This window comes from Kitasatospora sp. A2-31 (assembly GCF_022288725.1).
Taxonomy (GTDB): domain Bacteria; phylum Actinomycetota; class Actinomycetes; order Streptomycetales; family Streptomycetaceae; genus Kitasatospora.
In genome coordinates this window covers 190,762-208,890 of the sequence record NZ_JAKNTA010000009.1, presented here as the reverse complement: position 1 = coordinate 208,890, position 18,129 = coordinate 190,762, and the positions used below count along the sequence as shown (strand labels likewise).

Below are 18,129 nucleotides of genomic sequence, written 5' to 3'. Positions count from 1 at the left end.
TGTCAACCAGGGTTGACACTCCGCCCGTGTCAACCTATGTTGACGTCATGAGCGAGAACGGTGAGCTCGCGGCTGCCGCGAGCAGTCGGGATCCGGCGGTCGGGCTGCGTGCGGTCCGGGCGTTGCGGGATCTGGCGGACCGGCTGGAGGGGTTGCAGGTCGGGAACGCCCGGGACCAGGGGTGGTCCTGGCAGGACATCGCGGTCTGTCTCGGCGTGAGCAGGCAGGCGGTGCACAAGAAGTACGCCCGGCGCGGGGCCGGGGGAGCCGGCGGGGACAAGGACGGAGGCTGAGCGATGTTCGAGCGGTTCACCGAGGGTGCGCGGCGTGCGGTGGTGCAGGCGCAGGAGGAGGCGGCGGGGCTCGGTCACGAGCACATCGGGACGGAGCACCTGCTGCTGGCGGTCCTCGCCCGGCCGGAGGACCCGGCCGCCGCGGTTCTGGTCGAGGCCGGGCTGGACCACGGGACCGCCCGGCAGGCCGTGCGGCGACTGCTGGGGGAGGGCGGCGACGCGCAGGCGCTGGCCTCGATCGGCGTGGACCTGGACGCGGTCCGGGAGGCGGTGGAGTCCGTGTTCGGGGCGGGGGCGCTGGATGCGCCCGCCGAGGAGGCGGAGCCGCGGCGGCGGGGCTGGTTCCGCTCCGAGGCCAAGGGCCGGCGGGCGCCGTTCACGGCCCGGGCGAGGAAGGCGGTGGAGCTCTCGCTGCGGGAGTCGCTGCGGCTGAAGTCGGGTCACATCGGGGTCGGTCACCTGCTGCTCGGTGTGATCCGGGAGGGCGAGGGACTCGGTGCGAAGGTCATCGCCGACCACGGGCTGGACTTCGTGGCGCTGCGGCGGGCGATCGAGACGAAGACCGGCTGAACCCCGTGGGGGAGTGGCGGTGGTCGTGTGTGCGGAGCGTGTCTGAACGAGACTGAGCGTCAACTCTCCAGTTGAGGCGAACAGCTGAATGGATATGATCGGCCGAAAGTGTGAACCGATCAGCCCGCCCGGAGACGTTTCACCACGTCGGCCGGGCGGTGGCGCGTTCGCCCGCCCCCGCTGTCGGCGTCCTTCGTGGCCGCCGCTGTTGCCGAGGACCGCACCGATGAGAGAACGCACCAGCCCCGCCGCCCCGTCGTGGCGGCGGATCGCCCCGCGGACCGCGGCCCTGACGGCGGCGGCCTGTCTGCTGGCGGCGATCGCCGGACCGGTGGCGGTCGTCCGGGCGGTGGACGCCCACCAGCCGCTGACCGCCGTCGCGGTCTGCGCCGTCACCGCGCTCTGGCTCATCGCGGTCTGGACGGCCGCCACCGCCACCGAGCGCGCCCGCCGGCTGGACGGCGAGCTCGGCATGGGCGAGGAGGAGGCGATGACCGCACTGGTCGTGGCCGGCGCCGCCAAGCAGGCGGAGGCGGCCGCGAAGGCGCGGGCCTGCGCCGCGGAGGCCGAGCGCGACGCCGCGCGGGCCGAGGCGGCACGCGCGGAGGCGGACGCCGCGGCCGTCCGGGCCGAGCTCGTCGAGGCGCGGGCCGAGGTCGAGACCGAGCGGGCCGAGCGCGCCCAGCTCGACCGGCTGGCCGAGGACGTCCTGCCCGACGTGGTGAAGCGGCTGCGTGACGGCGCGTCCGTCGACAGTGCGCTCGCCGCGCACCGCAAGCACCCCCAGTACGCGCTGCTGCGCGTCGTCGCCGAGGAGATCGGCCGGGGCGAGCGGCTGCGGGCCGCGGCCCTCGCGGTCTGCGCGACGGCCGCCGGGCGGGTCCAGGCGCTGGCCACGAGCATGCACGCGGAACTGCGCGAGATGCAGCACCGGCACGACGAGGAGGTGCTGGGCGACCTGCTGCGGCTGGACCACTCCACCGCGCAGGCCGGCCGGATGGCCGACAGCATCGCCGTGCTCACCGGCGCCCGCTCCGGCCGCCGCTGGGCCAAGCCGATCGCCGTGGAGTCGGTACTGCGCGGTGCGCTCGGCCGGATCGGTGCGTACCAGCGCGTCCGGCTGCACAACGCCAGTACGGCCGCGGTGGCCGGGTTCGCCGCCGAGGGCGTCATGCACGCGCTCGCCGAGCTCCTGGACAACGCCACCAACTTCTCCGCCCCGCCGGCCGAGGTGCACGTCTACGTCGAGGAGGTGCCGGCCGGACTGGCGATCAGTGTCGAGGACAGCGGCCTGGGGCTGAGCGAGAGCTGGCTGCGCCGGGCCGAACGGGCCGTCTCCGCCGAGCCGCTGGACCTCACCACGCTCTCCGCGGGGACGCGGCTCGGCCTCGCGGTGGTCGGCTCGCTGGCGCGCAAGCACGGGCTGCAGGTCTCCTTCCGGCCGTCGGCGCGCGGCGGAACCGGGGTGGTGATGCTGATCCCGCAGCAGCTGGTGACGCACCCCGCGCCGGAGCCGACTCCGGCGCCCGTGCCGGCCCGCGCGGCCGTCCAGGCTCCTGCACGCCCGGCGCTCAGCCCGGCGCCCGCTCCGGCCCCGGTCCCCGCCCCGGCCCCGGCCCCCGCGCGCCCGGTACCGCCGGCCGCCCCGACGGCCCCGGCCGTGCCCGTCACGCCGGTGACGCCGGCCGCGCCCGCGCCCGCCGCCCCGGCGCCCGTCCGGGTCACCGACAGCGGCCTGCCGCAGCGCCGCCGCGGTCAGACGCTGGCCGCGACCGCCCCGGCCGCGGCCCCCGCCGCCAAGCCGACGCGCAGCGACAGTGCGACCGCCGCGGCCCGGTTCGGCGCGTTCCGACGGGCCGCCCAGCAGGCCAGGACCGGCGCCACCCCGGAGGGGGAGGGGCCGCCGGCCGAGGCCGCCACGCCGGGGACCGCCGCCCCCGGGGCTGCCGCACCCGCGCCCGCCGCCGAGGCCGCCACGCCGGCACTCGCGCCCGCCGCTCCCGGCGCCGCCGTTCCGGCCACCCCCGCCGCCCCGGCCGCCGCCACCGACGCCTCCCGCGCCACCACCACACCCCCCACCACCCCCGACGCCTCCCCCGTCACCGAGTGAAGGACTCCTGATGAGCAGCGCCACCGACCGTGACCTCGACTGGCTGTTGGAAAACCTCCTGACGGCCACCCCCGGCACCCGGCACGCCCTGGTGCTCTCCGCCGACGGCCTGAAGCTCTGCCACACCTCCGGCCTCGGCGCCGACCAGGCGGACCAGCTGGCGGCGATCGCCTCCGGGATGCAGAGCCTGGCGCACGGCGCCTCGATCGAGTTCGGCGACGGCAGCGGCGGCGTGCGGCAGTCGATGACCGAGTTCCACGGCGGCATCCTCTGCATCGTGGCGGCCGGCGAGGGCGCGCACCTCGCCGTGGTCACCGACGACGACGCGGACGTCGGCGTGGTCGGCCACAACATGCACGGGCTGATCGAGCAGATCGGCGTCCACCTGAGCGCCCCGGCCCGGGACGCCGTGGCCGACGGCGGCGGTGCAACGACCGCCGGGGGCGACGGTGCGGCGGCCCGCGAGGACGCGCGGGCATGACCGGCCGGCCGGTCATGCCGGGCCGTGACGACGACCCGGACCGCCTCTACACCATCACCCGCGGCCGGAGCCGGTCCCCGGAGAACGCCTTCGACCTGGTCACCCTGATCGTCTCGGAGCGGGAGCCGGCCCCGGGCATGCAGTCGGAGCACGTCCGCATCCTGCAGATGTGCGAGGCGCCGACCGCCGTCGTGGAGGTCGCCGCCGAGCTGGCGCTGCCGGTCTCGGTGGTGAAGATCCTGCTCGGCGACCTGCTGGAGAGCGGGGCGGTCACCGCCCGCCACCCCCGGTTCGCGCCCAACAAGGCCCGGCTGCCCGATCTCGACACGCTGAAGCAGGTGCTGCATGGACTCCAACGGCTCTGAGCTGCCGGACGCCCGTCCGGCCGGGCGGACCCCGCTGCGCGGCACCGCCGACAACGCGCTGAAGATCGTCGTGGTCGGCGGCTTCGGCGTGGGGAAGACCACCCTGGTCGGCGCGGTCAGCGAGATCCGTCCGCTGAACACCGAGGAGACCATGACCAAGGCGGGCGAGGGGATCGACGACCCCTCGGGCGCCTGGGGCAAGCGCTCCACCACGGTCGCGTTCGACTTCGGCCGGATCACGCTCTCGGAGCGCCAGGTGCTCTACCTGTTCGGCGCGCCGGGGCAGGAGCGGTTCTGGTTCCTCTGGGACCGGCTGTTCAGCGGCGCGCTCGGCGCGGTCGTCCTGGTGGACACCCGGCGGCTGGAGGAGTCCTGGTACGCCATCGACCGGCTGGAGCACCACGGCACGCCGTTCATCGTCGCCCGGAACAACTTCGGTGAGCCGACCCACACCCTGGAGCAGGTCCGGGAGGCGCTCGACCTGCCGGCCGAGGTGCCGCTGGTCGACTGCGACGCGCGGGACCGCGAGTCGAGCAAGCAGGTGCTGATCGAGCTGGTCCGCCACCTGGCCGCCCGGGTGGAGGCCGCCGCGCAGGCCGGGGCTCCGGCCGCCGCGTCCACCGTCGAAGGCACCACCGACCCGTCCCCGTACGAGGAGAGCACCCCGTGACCGAGCCCGCCGCCACCCCGCCGCCGGGCTGCCCGGCGCACGCCGGCGCCACCCCGCTGTACGGGCCGCGCTTCCAGACCGACCCGGCCCAGCTCTACCGCGAGCTGCGGGCCGCCCACGGCCCGGTCGCACCGGTCGAGCTGGCCGGCGGCGTGCCGGCCTGGCTGGTGATCGGCTACCGCGAGCTGCAGCTGGTGACCGGCCAGCCGCAACTGTTCGGCCGTGACTCCACCCGCTGGAACGCCTGGGAGTCGATCCCCGAGGACTGGCCGCTGCGGCCGATGATGACCCCGGTGCCGTCGATCCTCTACGCCGAGGGCGAGGAGCACGTCCGCCGCTCCCGGGCGGTCACCGACGCGCTCGCCGCCGTCGACCCGTACGAGCTGCGCAAGCACGCCGAGGAGATCGCCGACCGGCTGATCGACGAGTTCGCCGGGCGCGGCGAGGCCGACCTGGTGGCCGAGTACGCCCACCGGATGCCGCTGCTGGTGCTCTGCCGGCTGCTCGGGCTGAGCGAGGAGCAGGCGCCGGTCCTGATCGACGGCCTGCTGGCGATGCTGGACGGCGGGCCGGACGCGCCCGCCGGCGCGCAGCGGCTGCTGGGCGTGATGCTCGACCTGGTGCGGGAGAAGGCCGAGCACCCGACCGAGGACATCGCCTCGCGGATGCTGGCGCACGCGGCGGGCCTGGACCACGAGGAGGTCATGCGCGACCTGCGGGTGCTGCTGATCGCAGGCCACCAGCCGACCTCGTACTGGATCTCGAACGCGATGCGGCTGATGCTCACCGACGAGCGGTTCGCCGCCTCGCTCTCCGGCGGCCGGCGCAGCATCAGCCAGGCGCTGAACGAGGCGCTCTGGGAGGACACCCCGACGCAGATCTTCGCCGGCCGGTGGGCGACCCGGGACACCCAGCTGGCCGGTCAGCGGATCGCGGCCGGTGACATGGTGCTGCTGGGCTTCGCGGGGGCCAACGCGGACCCGTCGGTACGGCAGCCGGACGGGCGTCCGGCCGAGGGCAACCGGGCGCACATGAGCTACTCGTACGGCGAGCACGGCTGTCCGTTCCCGGCGCAGGAGGCGGCCGAGGTGATCGCCACCACCGCGATCGAGGTGCTGCTGGACCGGCTGCCGGACCTGCGGCTGGCGGTGGCCGAGCACGCGCTGGTGTGGCGCCCGTCGGCGTGGGTGCGCGGGCTGGTGGCGTTGCCGGTGTCCTTCACGCCGGGCTACCAGGGCTGATCCGGTCCGGGGCGGCCCCCTGCGGGGCCACCGCCCGTCCGCGTCCGCGCATGGCTGTTCAAGAACGAGGAACCGAAGGAGAGTTGTGCCGATGACCGCGCCGATAGCCCTCGACCCGCTGGCCCGTGACAACGCCGCCGAGGGGGCGCTGCTGCGCGCCGCCGGCCCGGCGGTGGCGGTGGAGCTGCCCGGCGGCGTCGCCGCCTGGGCGGTGACGCAGCACGCGGCCGCTCGCGACCTGCTGACGGACGCCCGGCTGGTGAAGGACGCCGCGCACTGGGCGGCCTACCAGCGCGGCGAGGTGCCGAAGACGTGGCCGCTGATCGGCCTGGCGGTGCCCGGCCCGAGCATGGTGACCACCGACGGCGCCGAGCACCGCCGGCTGCGGGCCCTGGTGGCGCAGGCGTTCACGCCGCGCCGGGTGGAGCTGATGCGTCCGCGCGTCGAGGAGATCACCCACGGCCTGCTCGACGCGCTGGCGGCGGGGGAGCGGGTGGTGGACCTCAAGTCGGTCTTCGCCTTCCCGCTGCCGATGACGGTGATCTGCTCGCTGCTGGGGGTGCCGGAGTCCGACCACGGCCACCTGCGTGACCTCTACGAGAGGTTCTTCGGGATCCGTCCGAACCCGGAGGGCATCCAGGCGACCATCGCCGGGCTGAACGCCTTCGTCGACGGCCTGGTGGCACAGCGCCGTTCGGTGCCGGGCGACGATCTGGCGAGCGTGCTGCTGGCGGCGGACACCGAGGGCGGGGCGCTGAGCGACGCGGAGGCGGCGGCCACCCTGCGAGTGATCATCGCGGCGGGCCACGAGACCACGGTCAACCTGATCGGCAACGCCGTCCGGGCGCTGCTTGCCCACCCCGACCAGCTGGAGCTGGTCCGGTCGGGGAAGGTCGGCTGGGACGCGGTCGTCGAGGAGTCGCTCCGCTGGACGCCGCCGACCAGCAACTTCCTGTTCCGGTTCACCACCGAGGACGTCGCGGTCGGCGGGGCGGTGATCCCCGCGGGTGAGCCGGTGCTGATCTCCTACAACGCGATCGGGCGGGACCCCGCTCAGCACGGCGTGACGGCCGAACTGTTCGACGTCACCAGGGACCCGGTCCGGCACCTGTCGTTCGGCCACGGGCCGCACGTCTGCCCGGGGTCGCCGCTGGCCCGGCTGGAGGCGGGGGTGGCCCTGCCCGCGCTGTTCGAGCGGTTCCCGGAGCTGCAGCTGGCGGTGCCGGACGAGGAACTGCGGCCGAGCCCGTCCCTGGTGGTCAACTCGCTGCGGGAGCTGCCGGTCCGGCTGTACTGACCGGCCGCGCCGCCGCGTCCTCGGCGGCGGCGCGCCCCCTACGGGCCCCGTGCCCGGGTCCGTGCCTGCGCCCGGGCCCGGCGCCCGGTGCCTCGCGCCTGCGCCCCGCCGGCCCCGTCCGCTCCGGACGGGGCCGGCGGCGTTCCGGGCCGGCGAACGGGGGGCACGACTGTGGCACATGCCGATGAAGGTCGAACGCAGACCTTGGCGCGGGGTGCCGGCTGCGTTAACGTCGTAAACCGGCCCCGTCGCCGCGTCCATGTCGATCTCCGGTACAGCGCAATGTCGTTCCGTCGTACTGCCGGCGTTTCGCGCCCTGGCGAGGAGGACCGCATTGACCACCACCCCGACCGCGCCGTCCACCCGTTCCCGCCGGTCGGCAGCCGTGCCCGCCCTGCTGGCGGCACTGGCGCTGACCGCGGCCTGTTCCAACAGTTCGGACTCCGGCGGCTCGGGCGGTGGTGACGGCGGGGGCAAGGCCCTGACCGGCGACTGCGCCAAGTACCAGCCGTACGCGGGGCATTCGGGCACCACGGTGACCGTCTTCGCCTCGATCCTCAGCCCCGAGTCGGACAACCTGGAGAAGTCCTGGTCCGAGTTCAGCTCGTGTACCGGCATCAGGATCAGCTACGAGGGCTCCAACGACTTCGAGTCCCAGCTGCCGGTCCGGGTCACCGGCGGCAACGCCCCGGACTTCGCGATCATCCCGCAGCCGGGTCTGCTGGCGCAGATGGTCAAGAGCGGCAAGGTGGCGAAGCCGCCCGCGCAGACGGTGGCCAACCAGGACAAGTGGAGCCCGGTCTGGAAGACCTACGGCTCGGTGAACGGCACCTTCTACGCGGCGCCGATGAGCGCCAACATGAAGTCGCTGGTCTGGTACTCGCCGAAGGCCTTCAAGCAGGCCGGCTACGAAGTCCCGAAGAGCTGGTCGGCGCTCATGGAGCTCAGCGACCGGATCGCCAAGGCGGGCGGCGGCAGGCCGTGGTGCGGCGGCATCGCCTCCGGGACGGCCACCGGCTGGCCGGCCACCGACTGGCTGGAGGAGGTGGTGCTGGGTTCGTACGGCGGCGAGGTGTACGACCAGTGGGTGGGCCACAAGGTGAAGTTCTCCGACGAGAAGATCACCACGGCGATGAAGACGGTCGCGGGCTGGATGCAGAACCCCGCCTGGGTCAACGGCGGCTACGGCGATGTGAAGTCGATCGCCACCACGACCTTCCAGGACGCGGGCGCGCCGATCCTCACCGGCAAGTGCTTCATGCTCCAGCAGGCGTCCTTCTACAAGGCGCAGTGGCCCAAGGACACCAAGGTCGGCCCGGACGGCGACGTCTTCGCCTTCCAACTGCCGGCGGTGAACCCGGGCGTGCCCAACCCGGTCGAGGGCGGCGGCGAGTTCCTGACGGCGTTCGCGAGCCGGCCGGAGGTGCAGGCGGTGCAGAACTACCTGTCCAGCCCGGAGTGGGCGAGCAGCCGGGTGAGGACCGCCACCGGGTGGGTCTCGGCCAACCAGGGCGTCGACAAGAGCCTCTACACCGACCCGATCGACCGGCTCTCCGCCGACGCGCTCACCGACCCGGCGGCGACCTTCCGCTTCGACGGCTCGGACCTGATGCCCGCGGCGGTCGGTGCCGGGCAGGAGTGGAAGTCGCTGACGGCCTGGTTCGCCGAGGGCCAGTCGATCCAGAAGACGGCCGCCGACATCGACGCCGCCTGGCCGCAGTAGCGGCGGCGCGGCTCGCCACGTTCGCGGGCCCGCCGGCGAGGTCCGCCGGCGAGGTCCGCCAGGGACCACCCGCCGAGGGCGGTGCGGGACCACCCACCCGCACCGCCCGCCCCAATCCCCCGGACGGGAGGACGCACCGCCATGTCCCTATCCGGCACCGCACTCGCCGCAGCCGGCGCCGCCGCGCTCGGCGCGCCGGCCCACCTCGGCGCCGCCACGCCCCTGGGTGACGCGACGTCCCTCGGCGGCGCCACCACGCTCGCCGGCGGCGCCCCGGGCCTCGGCGGCACCGCCCTGGCCGCCGGGGCCTGGGGCGACGCGGCGGTGAAGCTCGGCAACACCGTCGGCGCCGTCGCCGGGTTCCTCGGCATCCTGCTCCTGGTCTTCCTGGTCGCCGGCCGCGCCTCCGGTCGGCTCGCCCGCCCGCTGTCCGTCGCCGTCTTCCTCGGCCCGGCGGTGGTGCTGCTGCTGGTCGGCCTCGTCGTGCCGCTGGTGCGCACCGTCTACCTGAGCCTGCAGAACGACGACAGCACCGGCTTCGTCGGCGGCGAGAACTTCGGCTGGGCGTTCACCACCGACTCGGTGCAGAAGGTCCTGGTCACCACCCTGCTCTGGCTGGTGGTCGCCCCGCTGGCCGCGACCGGCCTCGGCCTGGTGCTGGCGCTGCTGGTGGACCGGATGCGCGGCCAGGCGGTCTACAAGTCGCTGATCTTCATGCCGATGGCGATCTCGCTGGTCGGCGCCTCGATCATCTTCAAGTTCGTCTACGAGTCGCGGGACGCCTCCCAGCAGCAGATCGGTCTGCTCAGCCAGGTGGCGATCTCCCTGGGCTGGGAGCACCCGCCGAACTGGATGCTCTCCCAGCCGCTCAACACCTTCCTGCTGATGGCGGTGATGGTGTGGGTGCAGACCGGCTTCGCGATGGTCGTCCTCTCGGCGGCGATCAAGGCGATCCCCGACGAGGTCACCGAGGCGGCCCGGCTGGACGGCGCGGGCGGGGTGCGGCTGTTCTGGTACGTCACCGTGCCGATGATCCGCACCACGGTGGTGGTGGTGCTCACCACCGTCATGATCACCACCCTCAAGGCCTTCGACATCGTCCGCACCATGACCGGCGGCAACTTCGGCACCCAGGTGCTGGCCAACGAGATGTACTCGCAGTCCTTCGTGCAGTTCAACACCGGGCGGGGCAGCGCGCTCGCGGTGATCCTCTTCCTCGCGGTGCTGCCCCTGGTGGCCTACAACATCGTCCAGTTGCGGAAGGAGCGCGGGGTCCGATGAGCGTGCACCGCCCGACGGGCGTCCGCACCGGGCGCGGTCCGGTCCGGAAGACCTTCAGCAGCCCGCTCGCCTCGGTCTTCGTGATCGCGGTGACCGTCCTGTGGACCGTCCCGACCCTCGGCCTGCTGGCCACCTCGCTGCGGCCCAAGCAGGACGTGACGGCCGACGGGTGGTGGAACGTCCTCCTCCACCCGGACCTCGGCCTCTCCAACTACCACACCGTGCTGTTCGAGGGCGGCTCCGGCGTCTCCACCGGGCTGATGCCGTTCCTGGTGAACTCGCTGGCGATCAGCATCCCGGCCACGCTCTTCCCGCTGGTGCTGGCGGCGATGGCCGCGTACGGGCTGGCCTGGGTGCGGTTCCGGGGCAGCGACACGGTCTTCTTCGTGGTCTTCGCCCTGCAGGTGGTGCCGATCCAGATGGCGCTGATCCCGCTGCTGCGGCTGTTCTCCGGCGGTGCCCACCTGGGCCCGCTGACGCTGGTCCCGGCGGTGGACCTCAAGGGCACCTACGCGCCGGTCTGGCTGGCGCACACCATGTTCGCGCTGCCGCTGGCGATCTTCCTGCTGCACAACTTCATCGCCCAGCTGCCGCGCGACCTGATGGAGGCGGCGGTGGTGGACGGCGCCTCGCACTTCAAGATCTTCCGGTCGATCGTGCTGCCGCTCTGCACCCCGGCACTGGCCTCGTTCGCCATCTTCCAGTTCCTGTGGGTCTGGAACGACCTGCTCGTGGCGCTCACCTTCGCCGGCGGCACCCCCGAGGTGGCGCCGATGACGGTCCGGCTGGCGCAGCTCTCCGGCTCCTTCGGCGGGCGCTGGGAACTGCTGACGGCGGGGGCGTTCCTCTCGATCATCGTCCCGCTGGCGGTCTTCTTCGGCCTGCAGCGGTACTTCGTCCGCGGTCTGCTGGCCGGATCCGTCAAGGGGTAGCGGGACCGGCGGGGGCATTGTGGTTGTTCCGTGGACAGGGCCGATGCGCAACCGGTACACCGTTAAAGGCAGTTGCCGAAGCGCAAGGGGGCGGTCATGGCAGGTGCAGACGTACGCTCGGGCAGCCGGTGGCGGAGGAGAATCGGGGCGCTGCTGGCGGCCCTCGGCACGGCGGCGGCGCTGACCGCCGGCCCCGGGGCCGCGACGGCGGCGGCCGCCACGGCCACCCTGGGCAACACGGCGGTCGGTCCGTCCACCGACACCGCGGACTCCAACTACCTGAACGCGTCCCGCTACGTCACCGGCGCGGCGGGCGGCACGGTCAGCAGCGTCAGCGTGTACGTGGGCGCGGTGGACGCGGCGCCGAACAACCGGTTCCAGGTCGCGGTCTACCGGGACAACGCGGGCAGCCCGGGCACCCTGCTGGCCTCCAGCGCCTCCGCGACGCTCGCCGCCGACAGCTGGAACACCGTACCGCTGACGGCCGCGCTGAGCGCCAACACCGCGTACTGGCTGGCCTACAACAGCAACGGCGGGAGCGCCGCCGTCAACAACCTGCGGTACACGCCCGGCGGTACCAGCGTGTACGGCAACGGCGGCCGGGCGTTCGGTAGTTGGCCCGCCGACTTCGGCGCCGCGACCTCCGGCGGCCTCAGCTTCTCGATCTACGCGACCTACGCCGCGGACGAGACCCCGCCGCCCCCGCCGCCGGGCTCCGGCCCGGGCGGGGAGGGGCCGATCCTGCTGGTCACCAACCAGGCCAACCCGTACACCCGCTACCTCGGCGAGATCCTGAAGGCGGAGGGCCTCAACTACTACCGCACGGTGGACGTCTCGGCGGTGACCGGTTCGCTGCTCGCCTCCTCCGACGTGGTGCTGCTCGGGGAGACGCCGCTCACCGCCGCGCAGGCCGCGATGTTCACCACCTGGACCAACGGCGGGGGCCGTCTGGTGGCGATGCGGCCGGACCGCCAGCTCGCCCCGCTGTTCGGCCTCACCCCGGCCGGCGGCACCCGCGCGGACGCCTACCTCAAGGTGGACACCGGCGCTGCTCCCGGCACCGGGATCACCGCAGACACGATGGGCTACCACGGCCCCGCCGACCTCTACACGCTCGCCGGCGCCACCGCCGTCGCCACCCTCTACAGCGACGCCGGCACGGCCACCGCCAACCCGGCCGTCACCCTGCGCACGGCGGGCAGCGGCCGGGCCGCCGCGTTCAGCTACGACCTGGCGAAGTCGGTGGTGCAGACCCGGCAGGGCAACGCCGCGTGGGCCGGCCAGCAGCGGGACGGCACCGACGGCTACGAGGCCAGCGAGATGTTCTTCGGCACCGGCGGCCAGCCGGACTGGAACGACCTCGACAAGGCGCTGATCCCGGTCGCCGACGAGCAGCAGCGGCTGCTGGCCAACCTGATCACCCTGGTCGACGCCGCCAACAAGCCGCTGCCGCGGTTCTGGTACTTCCCCCGGGACGTCAAGGCGGTCGTCGTGATGACCGGCGACGACCACGGCATCGGCGGCACCGCCGGCCGCTGGGACGGCTACGTCGCGCAGAGCCCGCCCGGCTGCAACGTGGCCAACTGGGAGTGCGTGCGCGGCTCCTCGTACATCTACACCGACGACCCGCTGACCCCGGCGCAGGCCAAGGCCTACACCGACCAGGGCTTCGAGGTGGGCGTGCACGTCACCACCAACTGCCGCCCATGGGGCACCACCGCCGCCCTCCAGGGCTTCTACCGCGACCAGTTGGTGAACTGGCGGGCCAAGTACCCGGCACTGCCGGCCCCTTCGAGCAGCCGCACGCACTGCGTGGAGTGGGACGACTGGGCGACCCAGGCGAAGACCAAGCTGGCCAACGGGATCCGGCTGGACACCGACTACTACTTCTACCCGTCCAACTTCACCAAGGACCGGCCCGGCTACTTCAACGGCACCGCCCAGATCATGCGCTTCGCCGACACCGACGGCAGCGTGATCGACGAGTACCAGGCCACCACCCAGCTGACCGACGAGTCCGGCCAGTCCTACCCCGGCACCATCAGCACGCTGCTCGACGCCGCCTACGGCGCCAAGGGCTACTACGCGGCGCTGACCGCCAACCTCCACACCGACTACGCCGCCTCCGCCGCCTCGGACGCGGTCGTCGCCGCCGCCAGGGCGCGCGGCGTCCCGGTGGTCTCCGGGCGGCAGATGCTCACCTGGCTGGACGGGCGCAACGGCTCGGCCTTCTCCAAGCTGGCCTGGAGCGGGAGTTCGCTGACCTTCGAGATCACCGGCGGGGCCAACGGGCTCCGGGCGATGGTGCCGGTCTCCGCCGCCTCCGGCACGCTGACCGGCATCACCTCGGGCGGCCGGGCGGTGCCGTACCGGATCGAGACGGTGAAGGGGGTGTCGTACGCCTTCTTCGACGGCGCGGTGGGCGCCTACACCGCCTCTTACGGCCGGGACACCACGGCGCCGACCGTCACCGGCACCACCCCGGCCGCCGGCGCCACCGGGGTGGCTCCCGGCACGGCGGTGCGCTTCTCGTTCAGCGAGCCGCTGGACCCTGCGAGCGTCACCGCCTCCTCCGTCACCCTGCGCACCGCGGGTGGCGCCGCCGTCGCGGGGACGGTGGCCTACGACGCGGCCGCCAACGGCGTGGTCCTCACGCCCGCCTCCCCGCTGGCCCTGACCACCGGGCACACCGCGACCGTGCAGGGCGTGCGGGACACCTCGGGCAACGCACTGGCGAGCCCGTTCACCCTCTCCTTCACCACCGGGGGAGCGGCACCGCGGACGCTCGGCAGCACGGTGGTGGGCTCGCTGATCGACGACACCGACTCCCACCACCTCAACGGCAGCCGGGTCACCACGGGGCCGGGGCCCGTGCCGCTCACGGCGCTGAGCGTGCACGTCGGCCCGGTCAGCGCGGCGCCCGCCAACCAGTACCAGCTGGCCGTCTACACCGACGCGGGCGGCTCGCCCGGCACCCTGGTGACGACCACGGCGGTCGGCACGCTCACCCCCAACGCCTGGAACTCGCTGCCGGTCACGACCACGCTGAGCGCCGGCACCGCCTACTGGTTCGTCTACAACAGCAACGGCACGGGCGCCACGGTCAACAACATGAACTACTCCACCGGCCCGGCCGGCACCGGCGCCTACAGCAATGCGGTGGTGCCCTTCGGCACCTGGCCGACGGACTTCGGGCCGGCGGTGAAGGACACGCTGCTGTACTCGCTCTACGGCTCCTACTGAGCCGCTGACCTTCCCCCAGGGCCCGGGGCGACCTGCGCGGGGCGCCTCCGTCACAGCCGCGTGACGGGGGCGCCCCGGTGTTCTTGTTCGGCCGACGGTCCGGAAAACCGTGCGGGCCGGCCGGGAGCGGGTGCTCCCGGCCCGGCCCGCACCGGTCGGTGCAGCGCAGTGCACTGGGGTGCGCTGCGGCAGCACGCGAGGTCAGTGCAGCGCGATGCCCGAGGTGTTCGAGGCCAGGTCGTCGGCCTTGGCCTTGACCACCACGAGCGCGATCACGGCGGCGAGGGCGGCCAGCACCGCGCCGACGATGAAGCCGTGCGAGATGCCCTGGGCGAGTACCTCGTTGGCCGCTCCGGTGCCCTTGGGGAACTCGTGCTTCTCCAGGAACGTGGCCTTCTGCTCCGGCGTGGCCGTGGCCAGGAAGCCGGGCAGCTGCACCTTGGCCTCCGCCGTCGCGTAGTGCGCGAAGACGGTGGTCAGGATCGACAGCCCCAGCGAACCGCCGATCTGCTGCATCGAGTTGAGCAGACCGGAGGCCGCTCCGGTGTCCTCCCCGGCGACGCCCGCGACGGCGAGGAGCATCACCGGGACGAAGACCAGGCCCATGCCGAAGCCGAACACCACCGTGGGACCGAGGACCCCGTCCAGGTAGCCGCTGTCGGCGTCCATCAGGGTCAGCCAGCCCAGGCCGATGGTGACCAGCACCGAGCCTCCGGCCATGAACGGCTTGGGGCCGTACTTGACCTGCAGGGTCGACGCGATCTGCGCGGCGATGATGATCGACACGCTGATCGGCAGGAAGGCGAAGCCGGCCTTCAGCGGGCTGTAGTCGAGCGGCCCCTGCACGAAGAGCGTGATGTAGAAGAAGATGCCGAACATGGCCGCGGCCAGGCAGAGCATCATCACCAGGCCGCCGGTGCGGTTCCGGTCGGCGAAGAGGTGGAGCGGGGTGATCGGCTGCGAGGTGCGGTTCTCGATCACCACGAACGCGGCCACCAGCACGACGCCGGCCGCGAAGGAGCCGAGCGTCACGGGGTCCGTCCAGCCGTCCGAGGCCGCCCGGATGAACCCGTAGACCAGCCCGACCAGGCCGAGCGTGGAGGTGAGCGCTCCGGGGAGGTCGAAGCGGCCCGGGTGGCGCTCCGACTCGGCGATGTAGCGCGGCGCGGCCACGGCGATCAGGACCGCGATCGGCACGTTGACGAAGAACACCCAGCGCCAGTCCAGGTACTCGGTGAGCAGGCCGCCGGCCAGCAGACCGATCGCCGCACCCGAACCCGCCACCGCGGAGAAGACGCCGAACGCCCTGTTGCGTTCGGGCCCCTCGTCGAAGTTGGTCGCGATCAGGGCGAACGCCGTCGGCGAGCAGATCGCCCCGCCGATGCCCTGGAGCGCGCGGGCGGCCAGCAGCATGCCGCCGTCCTGCGCGAAGCCGCCCAGCAGCGAGGCCAGCCCGAAGAGCAGCGTGCCGGCGATGAAGACCCGGCGGCGGCCGAGGATGTCGCCCGCGCGGCCGCCGAGCAGCAGCAGGCCGCCGAAGGTCAGCGTGTAGGCGTTGATCACCCACGACAGGTTGGTGGTCGAGAACCCGAGCGCGTCCCTGATCTGCGGCAACGCGATGTTCACGATGGTGGCGTCGAGCACCACCATCAGCTGCGTGGCCGCGATGACGGTCAGGGTGATGCCCTTGTTCCGGCCCTGGCTGCCCTGCGGTGGAGAGTTCTTGCTGAGTGTGTCGGAGATAGCCAAGTTGATGCCCCCTGCTGGCTATTGCTACGTGTGCTGCGTATGCCGTCGGCCCCTGGTTGCTTCGTGTGCTGTGGACCCGGGGTTCGACGCGGTCCCTGCGGCGTCCCGCAAGCTAGGAAGGAACGGGATCGTTCACTACTCTGGACGATATCCTGGGCAAGATTGTGAACGCAAGCGTTCCTTAAGGTTGGTGAGCATGGATCAGTTGGTGCGGCGCCAGGCGGCGAACCGGGCGAACGGTCGGGCGGCGGAGCAGGCTGCGGGGGGAGCCGCGGAGCCCCCGGCCGGACCTGCGTCCGCACCCTTGCCGAGGGTCGGCGGGCCCGGGTCGGGGTCCGCCGCGGCCGCCGCCGTGCCTGCTGCCGTGCCCGTCGCGTGCTGCGCGGTGCAGAAGGCGGCCGAGGTGCTGTCCCGACCGGTGCGCCGCCGGGGGAAGGAGTTGGAGCGGGCGATCTTCGAGGCCACGCTCGACCAGCTCACCTCCGGCGGATTCGCACGGCTGACGATGGAAGGCGTCGCCGCTGCCGCGCGGACCGGGAAGGCCGCGCTGTACCGGCGTTGGGCGTCCAAGGTCGAACTGGTCATCGACGCCCTGGACTCCACTCTCCCACGGCCTACGGACACCCCCGACCTCGGGTCCACCCGTCGTGAATTGCTGCTGCTCATCGAGGGTTTCGCCGGGGCGATCAACTCCCGGGCGGGCGGTGCGATGCAGGCGCTGATGGGTGAGCTGGACCACGAACAGGCCGAGCTGTTCAAGGACTTCATCGTCCAGCGGGTGATCATGCCGACCCGGGGCACCATCGTGGACATCCTCCGGCGGGGCATCGAACGGGGGGAGGTCCGGCCCGGTGCGGACACCTCGATGGCCGTCGACGTGGCCCCGGCGATGCTGATGTACCGGGTGAAGACCTGCGGCCGGCAGTTCGGCCCGGAGTTCGCGGCGGAGCTGGTGGACCACGTGCTGGTGCCGATGATCCGGCCCTGAGGCCCGAGGGGTCGCGCCGGTAGGGTGCCGGAGGTTGGTCCCGGGGGCTGGTGTCGGGGTGTCGGGGGGCGCGGAACGGGCGTCGCCGGTCGTCCGGGCCGTCCGGGCCGTCCGGGTCGTCCGGGTCGTCCGGGGCGCCGGGGGCCGGCTCCGTCGCCGGAGCGCGGTCGGCGCGGTCGCGGTCGGCGCGGTCGGCGCGGTCAGGGCGGTCAAGGCGGCCTCGGGCGGGGCTTAGGCTGGTGTTGCCCCCGCTGAACGGACACCGAGATGCCCATCGTCCCGCCGACCCACTCCGTCGAACGCTCGCTGCGCCGAGCCGGCGCCAAGATCGTCGTCGGGTTGGACGAGGTCGGGCGCGGAGCCTGGGCCGGCCCCGTCACCGTGGGTGCGGCCGTCACCGGGCTCCGCCGGCCCCCGGAGGGCCTGACCGACTCCAAGCTGCTCACCGAGCTGCGCCGCCGGGCGTTGGCCCCGGTGCTCGCCGACTGGGTCACCGCGTACGCGCTCGGTCACGCGTCCGCCCTGGAATGTGACGAGCTGGGGATGACCGCGGCGCTCCGGCTGGCCGCCGTCCGCGCCCTGGAGGCGCTGCCGGTGGAGCCCGACGCGGTGATACTCGACGGCAAGCACGACTACCTGGGCGGGCCCTGGCGGGTGCGCACCGTGATCAAGGGCGATCAGTCCTGCGTCTGCGTCTCCGCCGCCTCGGTGCTCGCGAAGGTGCACCGCGACGGTCTGATGGCCGATCTGGGCGAGGCCCACCCCGAGTACGGCTTCGCCGACAACGCCGGCTACCCCTCCCCGGTCCACCGGGCGGCGCTGGAGGATCTCGGGCCGACCGAACAGCACCGGGTCTCCTGGGCTTTCATGGACGGCCTCCCCAAGTGGCGCCACCTGAAGCGGATCCGGGTCGTCGAAGGGGTCGGCGGTGCGGGTCCGGAGGCTCCGGCGGGCGAGCAGTTGATGCTCGGTTTCTGACGGTCCGTCGGGAATTGCCGTGGTGGGGGAGGGGGGTTCGTGGGGCCCAACGGGTGGGGCGCCCGTGCGCGTCCGACCGTCATTTGATAGATATCCGGGTATGCCTGTCTTCCCCGAGGAGCCGGAGATTCACGAGAGCCTCCCGGGCCCCGGCGTTCCCTTCCCCCGAGAGTCGGACGCACAAGCCCTCCGTACGGCTGCCGCCGGC

The 18,129-nt window shown here is 73.2% G+C and carries 15 protein-coding genes; 14 read left to right on the top strand and 1 reads right to left on the bottom strand.

Going from position 1 to position 18,129, the window contains the following annotated elements; genetic code table 11:
- Window positions 1-47 precede the first annotated feature (47 nt).
- The 12 genes from MCM47_RS25140 to MCM47_RS25080 all read left to right on the top strand — a co-directional run bounded on the left by MCM47_RS25140 (window position 48) and on the right by MCM47_RS25080 (window position 14,206).
- A complete protein-coding gene (locus MCM47_RS25140; RefSeq protein ID WP_238863959.1) occupies window positions 48-293 on the top strand; it encodes an RNA polymerase subunit sigma-70 in 246 nt (81 codons plus the stop codon).
- Between the two features lie 3 nt (window positions 294-296).
- On the top strand, window positions 297-863 hold the full coding sequence (locus MCM47_RS44075; RefSeq protein ID WP_374209200.1) for a Clp protease N-terminal domain-containing protein: 567 nt from the start codon (window positions 297-299) through the stop codon (window positions 861-863).
- Between the two features lie 226 nt (window positions 864-1,089).
- A complete protein-coding gene (locus MCM47_RS25125; protein ID WP_238863958.1) occupies window positions 1,090-2,973 on the top strand; it encodes an ATP-binding protein in 1,884 nt (627 codons plus the stop codon).
- A 10-nt stretch (window positions 2,974-2,983) separates the two neighbouring features.
- Entirely contained in the window at window positions 2,984-3,454 is a 471-nt protein-coding gene (locus MCM47_RS25120) for a roadblock/LC7 domain-containing protein (protein ID WP_238863957.1), read from the top strand.
- Window positions 3,451-3,819: a DUF742 domain-containing protein gene (locus tag MCM47_RS25115; RefSeq protein WP_238863956.1), complete on the top strand. Its 369-nt coding sequence runs from the start codon at window positions 3,451-3,453 to the stop codon at window positions 3,817-3,819. Before MCM47_RS25120 ends, MCM47_RS25115 begins: the two co-directional genes overlap by 4 nt.
- Window positions 3,800-4,489 carry an ATP/GTP-binding protein gene (locus tag MCM47_RS25110; protein WP_238863955.1) on the top strand — a complete coding sequence of 230 codons (690 nt, stop codon included), beginning with the start codon at window positions 3,800-3,802 and terminating at the stop codon, window positions 4,487-4,489. The genes MCM47_RS25115 and MCM47_RS25110 overlap by 20 nt, the downstream gene beginning before the upstream one ends.
- Window positions 4,486-5,730: a cytochrome P450 gene (locus tag MCM47_RS25105; RefSeq protein WP_238863954.1), complete on the top strand. Its 1,245-nt coding sequence runs from the start codon at window positions 4,486-4,488 to the stop codon at window positions 5,728-5,730. Before MCM47_RS25110 ends, MCM47_RS25105 begins: the two co-directional genes overlap by 4 nt.
- A gap of 91 nt (window positions 5,731-5,821) precedes the next feature.
- Window positions 5,822-7,027, top strand: coding sequence for a cytochrome P450 (locus MCM47_RS25100; protein ID WP_238863953.1), 1,206 nt, complete (start codon window positions 5,822-5,824; stop codon window positions 7,025-7,027).
- Between the two features lie 334 nt (window positions 7,028-7,361).
- Window positions 7,362-8,750, top strand: a complete 1,389-nt coding sequence (locus MCM47_RS25095) for an ABC transporter substrate-binding protein (RefSeq protein ID WP_238863952.1) — start codon at window positions 7,362-7,364, stop codon at window positions 8,748-8,750.
- Window positions 8,751-8,891: 141 nt separating this feature from the next.
- Entirely contained in the window at window positions 8,892-10,031 is a 1,140-nt protein-coding gene (locus MCM47_RS25090; RefSeq protein WP_238863951.1) for a carbohydrate ABC transporter permease, read from the top strand.
- A complete protein-coding gene (locus tag MCM47_RS25085; RefSeq protein WP_238863950.1) occupies window positions 10,028-10,963 on the top strand; it encodes a carbohydrate ABC transporter permease in 936 nt (311 codons plus the stop codon). The genes MCM47_RS25090 and MCM47_RS25085 overlap by 4 nt, the downstream gene beginning before the upstream one ends.
- Window positions 10,964-11,059: 96 nt before the next feature.
- Window positions 11,060-14,206, top strand: a complete 3,147-nt coding sequence (locus MCM47_RS25080; protein WP_238863949.1) for an Ig-like domain-containing protein — start codon at window positions 11,060-11,062, stop codon at window positions 14,204-14,206.
- A 201-nt stretch (window positions 14,207-14,407) separates the two neighbouring features.
- On the opposite strand, the gene MCM47_RS25075 is transcribed toward MCM47_RS25080, so the two are convergent.
- Entirely contained in the window at window positions 14,408-15,955 is a 1,548-nt protein-coding gene (locus tag MCM47_RS25075; RefSeq protein ID WP_255752761.1) for an MFS transporter, read from the bottom strand.
- A gap of 364 nt (window positions 15,956-16,319) precedes the next feature.
- Here MCM47_RS25075 and MCM47_RS25070 point away from each other — a divergent pair, with 364 nt between their 5' ends.
- Window positions 16,320-16,943: a TetR-like C-terminal domain-containing protein gene (locus MCM47_RS25070; RefSeq protein ID WP_238863948.1), complete on the top strand. Its 624-nt coding sequence runs from the start codon at window positions 16,320-16,322 to the stop codon at window positions 16,941-16,943.
- Between the two features lie 267 nt (window positions 16,944-17,210).
- Window positions 17,211-17,921 (top strand): ribonuclease HII, encoded by a 711-nt coding sequence (locus tag MCM47_RS25065; protein ID WP_238863947.1) that lies wholly within the window; start codon window positions 17,211-17,213, stop codon window positions 17,919-17,921.
- Window positions 17,922-18,129 lie beyond the last annotated feature (208 nt).

Bases quoted from the DNA above. Each gene is read 5' to 3' on its own strand.
- MCM47_RS25120 (WP_238863957.1), top strand. From the start codon at position 2,984: ATGAGCAGCGCCACCGACCGTGACCTCGACTGGCTGTTGGAAAACCTC.
- MCM47_RS25080 (WP_238863949.1), top strand. From the start codon at position 11,060: ATGGCAGGTGCAGACGTACGCTCGGGCAGCCGGTGGCGGAGGAGAATC.
- MCM47_RS25065 (WP_238863947.1), top strand. From the start codon at position 17,211: ATGCCCATCGTCCCGCCGACCCACTCCGTCGAACGCTCGCTGCGCCGA.
- MCM47_RS25140 (WP_238863959.1), top strand. From the start codon at position 48: ATGAGCGAGAACGGTGAGCTCGCGGCTGCCGCGAGCAGTCGGGATCCG.
- MCM47_RS25085 (WP_238863950.1), top strand. From the start codon at position 10,028: ATGAGCGTGCACCGCCCGACGGGCGTCCGCACCGGGCGCGGTCCGGTC.
- MCM47_RS44075 (WP_374209200.1), top strand. From the start codon at position 297: ATGTTCGAGCGGTTCACCGAGGGTGCGCGGCGTGCGGTGGTGCAGGCG.
- MCM47_RS25125 (WP_238863958.1), top strand. From the start codon at position 1,090: ATGAGAGAACGCACCAGCCCCGCCGCCCCGTCGTGGCGGCGGATCGCC.
- MCM47_RS25100 (WP_238863953.1), top strand. From the start codon at position 5,822: ATGACCGCGCCGATAGCCCTCGACCCGCTGGCCCGTGACAACGCCGCC.
- MCM47_RS25115 (WP_238863956.1), top strand. From the start codon at position 3,451: ATGACCGGCCGGCCGGTCATGCCGGGCCGTGACGACGACCCGGACCGC.
- MCM47_RS25110 (WP_238863955.1), top strand. From the start codon at position 3,800: ATGGACTCCAACGGCTCTGAGCTGCCGGACGCCCGTCCGGCCGGGCGG.
- MCM47_RS25090 (WP_238863951.1), top strand. From the start codon at position 8,892: ATGTCCCTATCCGGCACCGCACTCGCCGCAGCCGGCGCCGCCGCGCTC.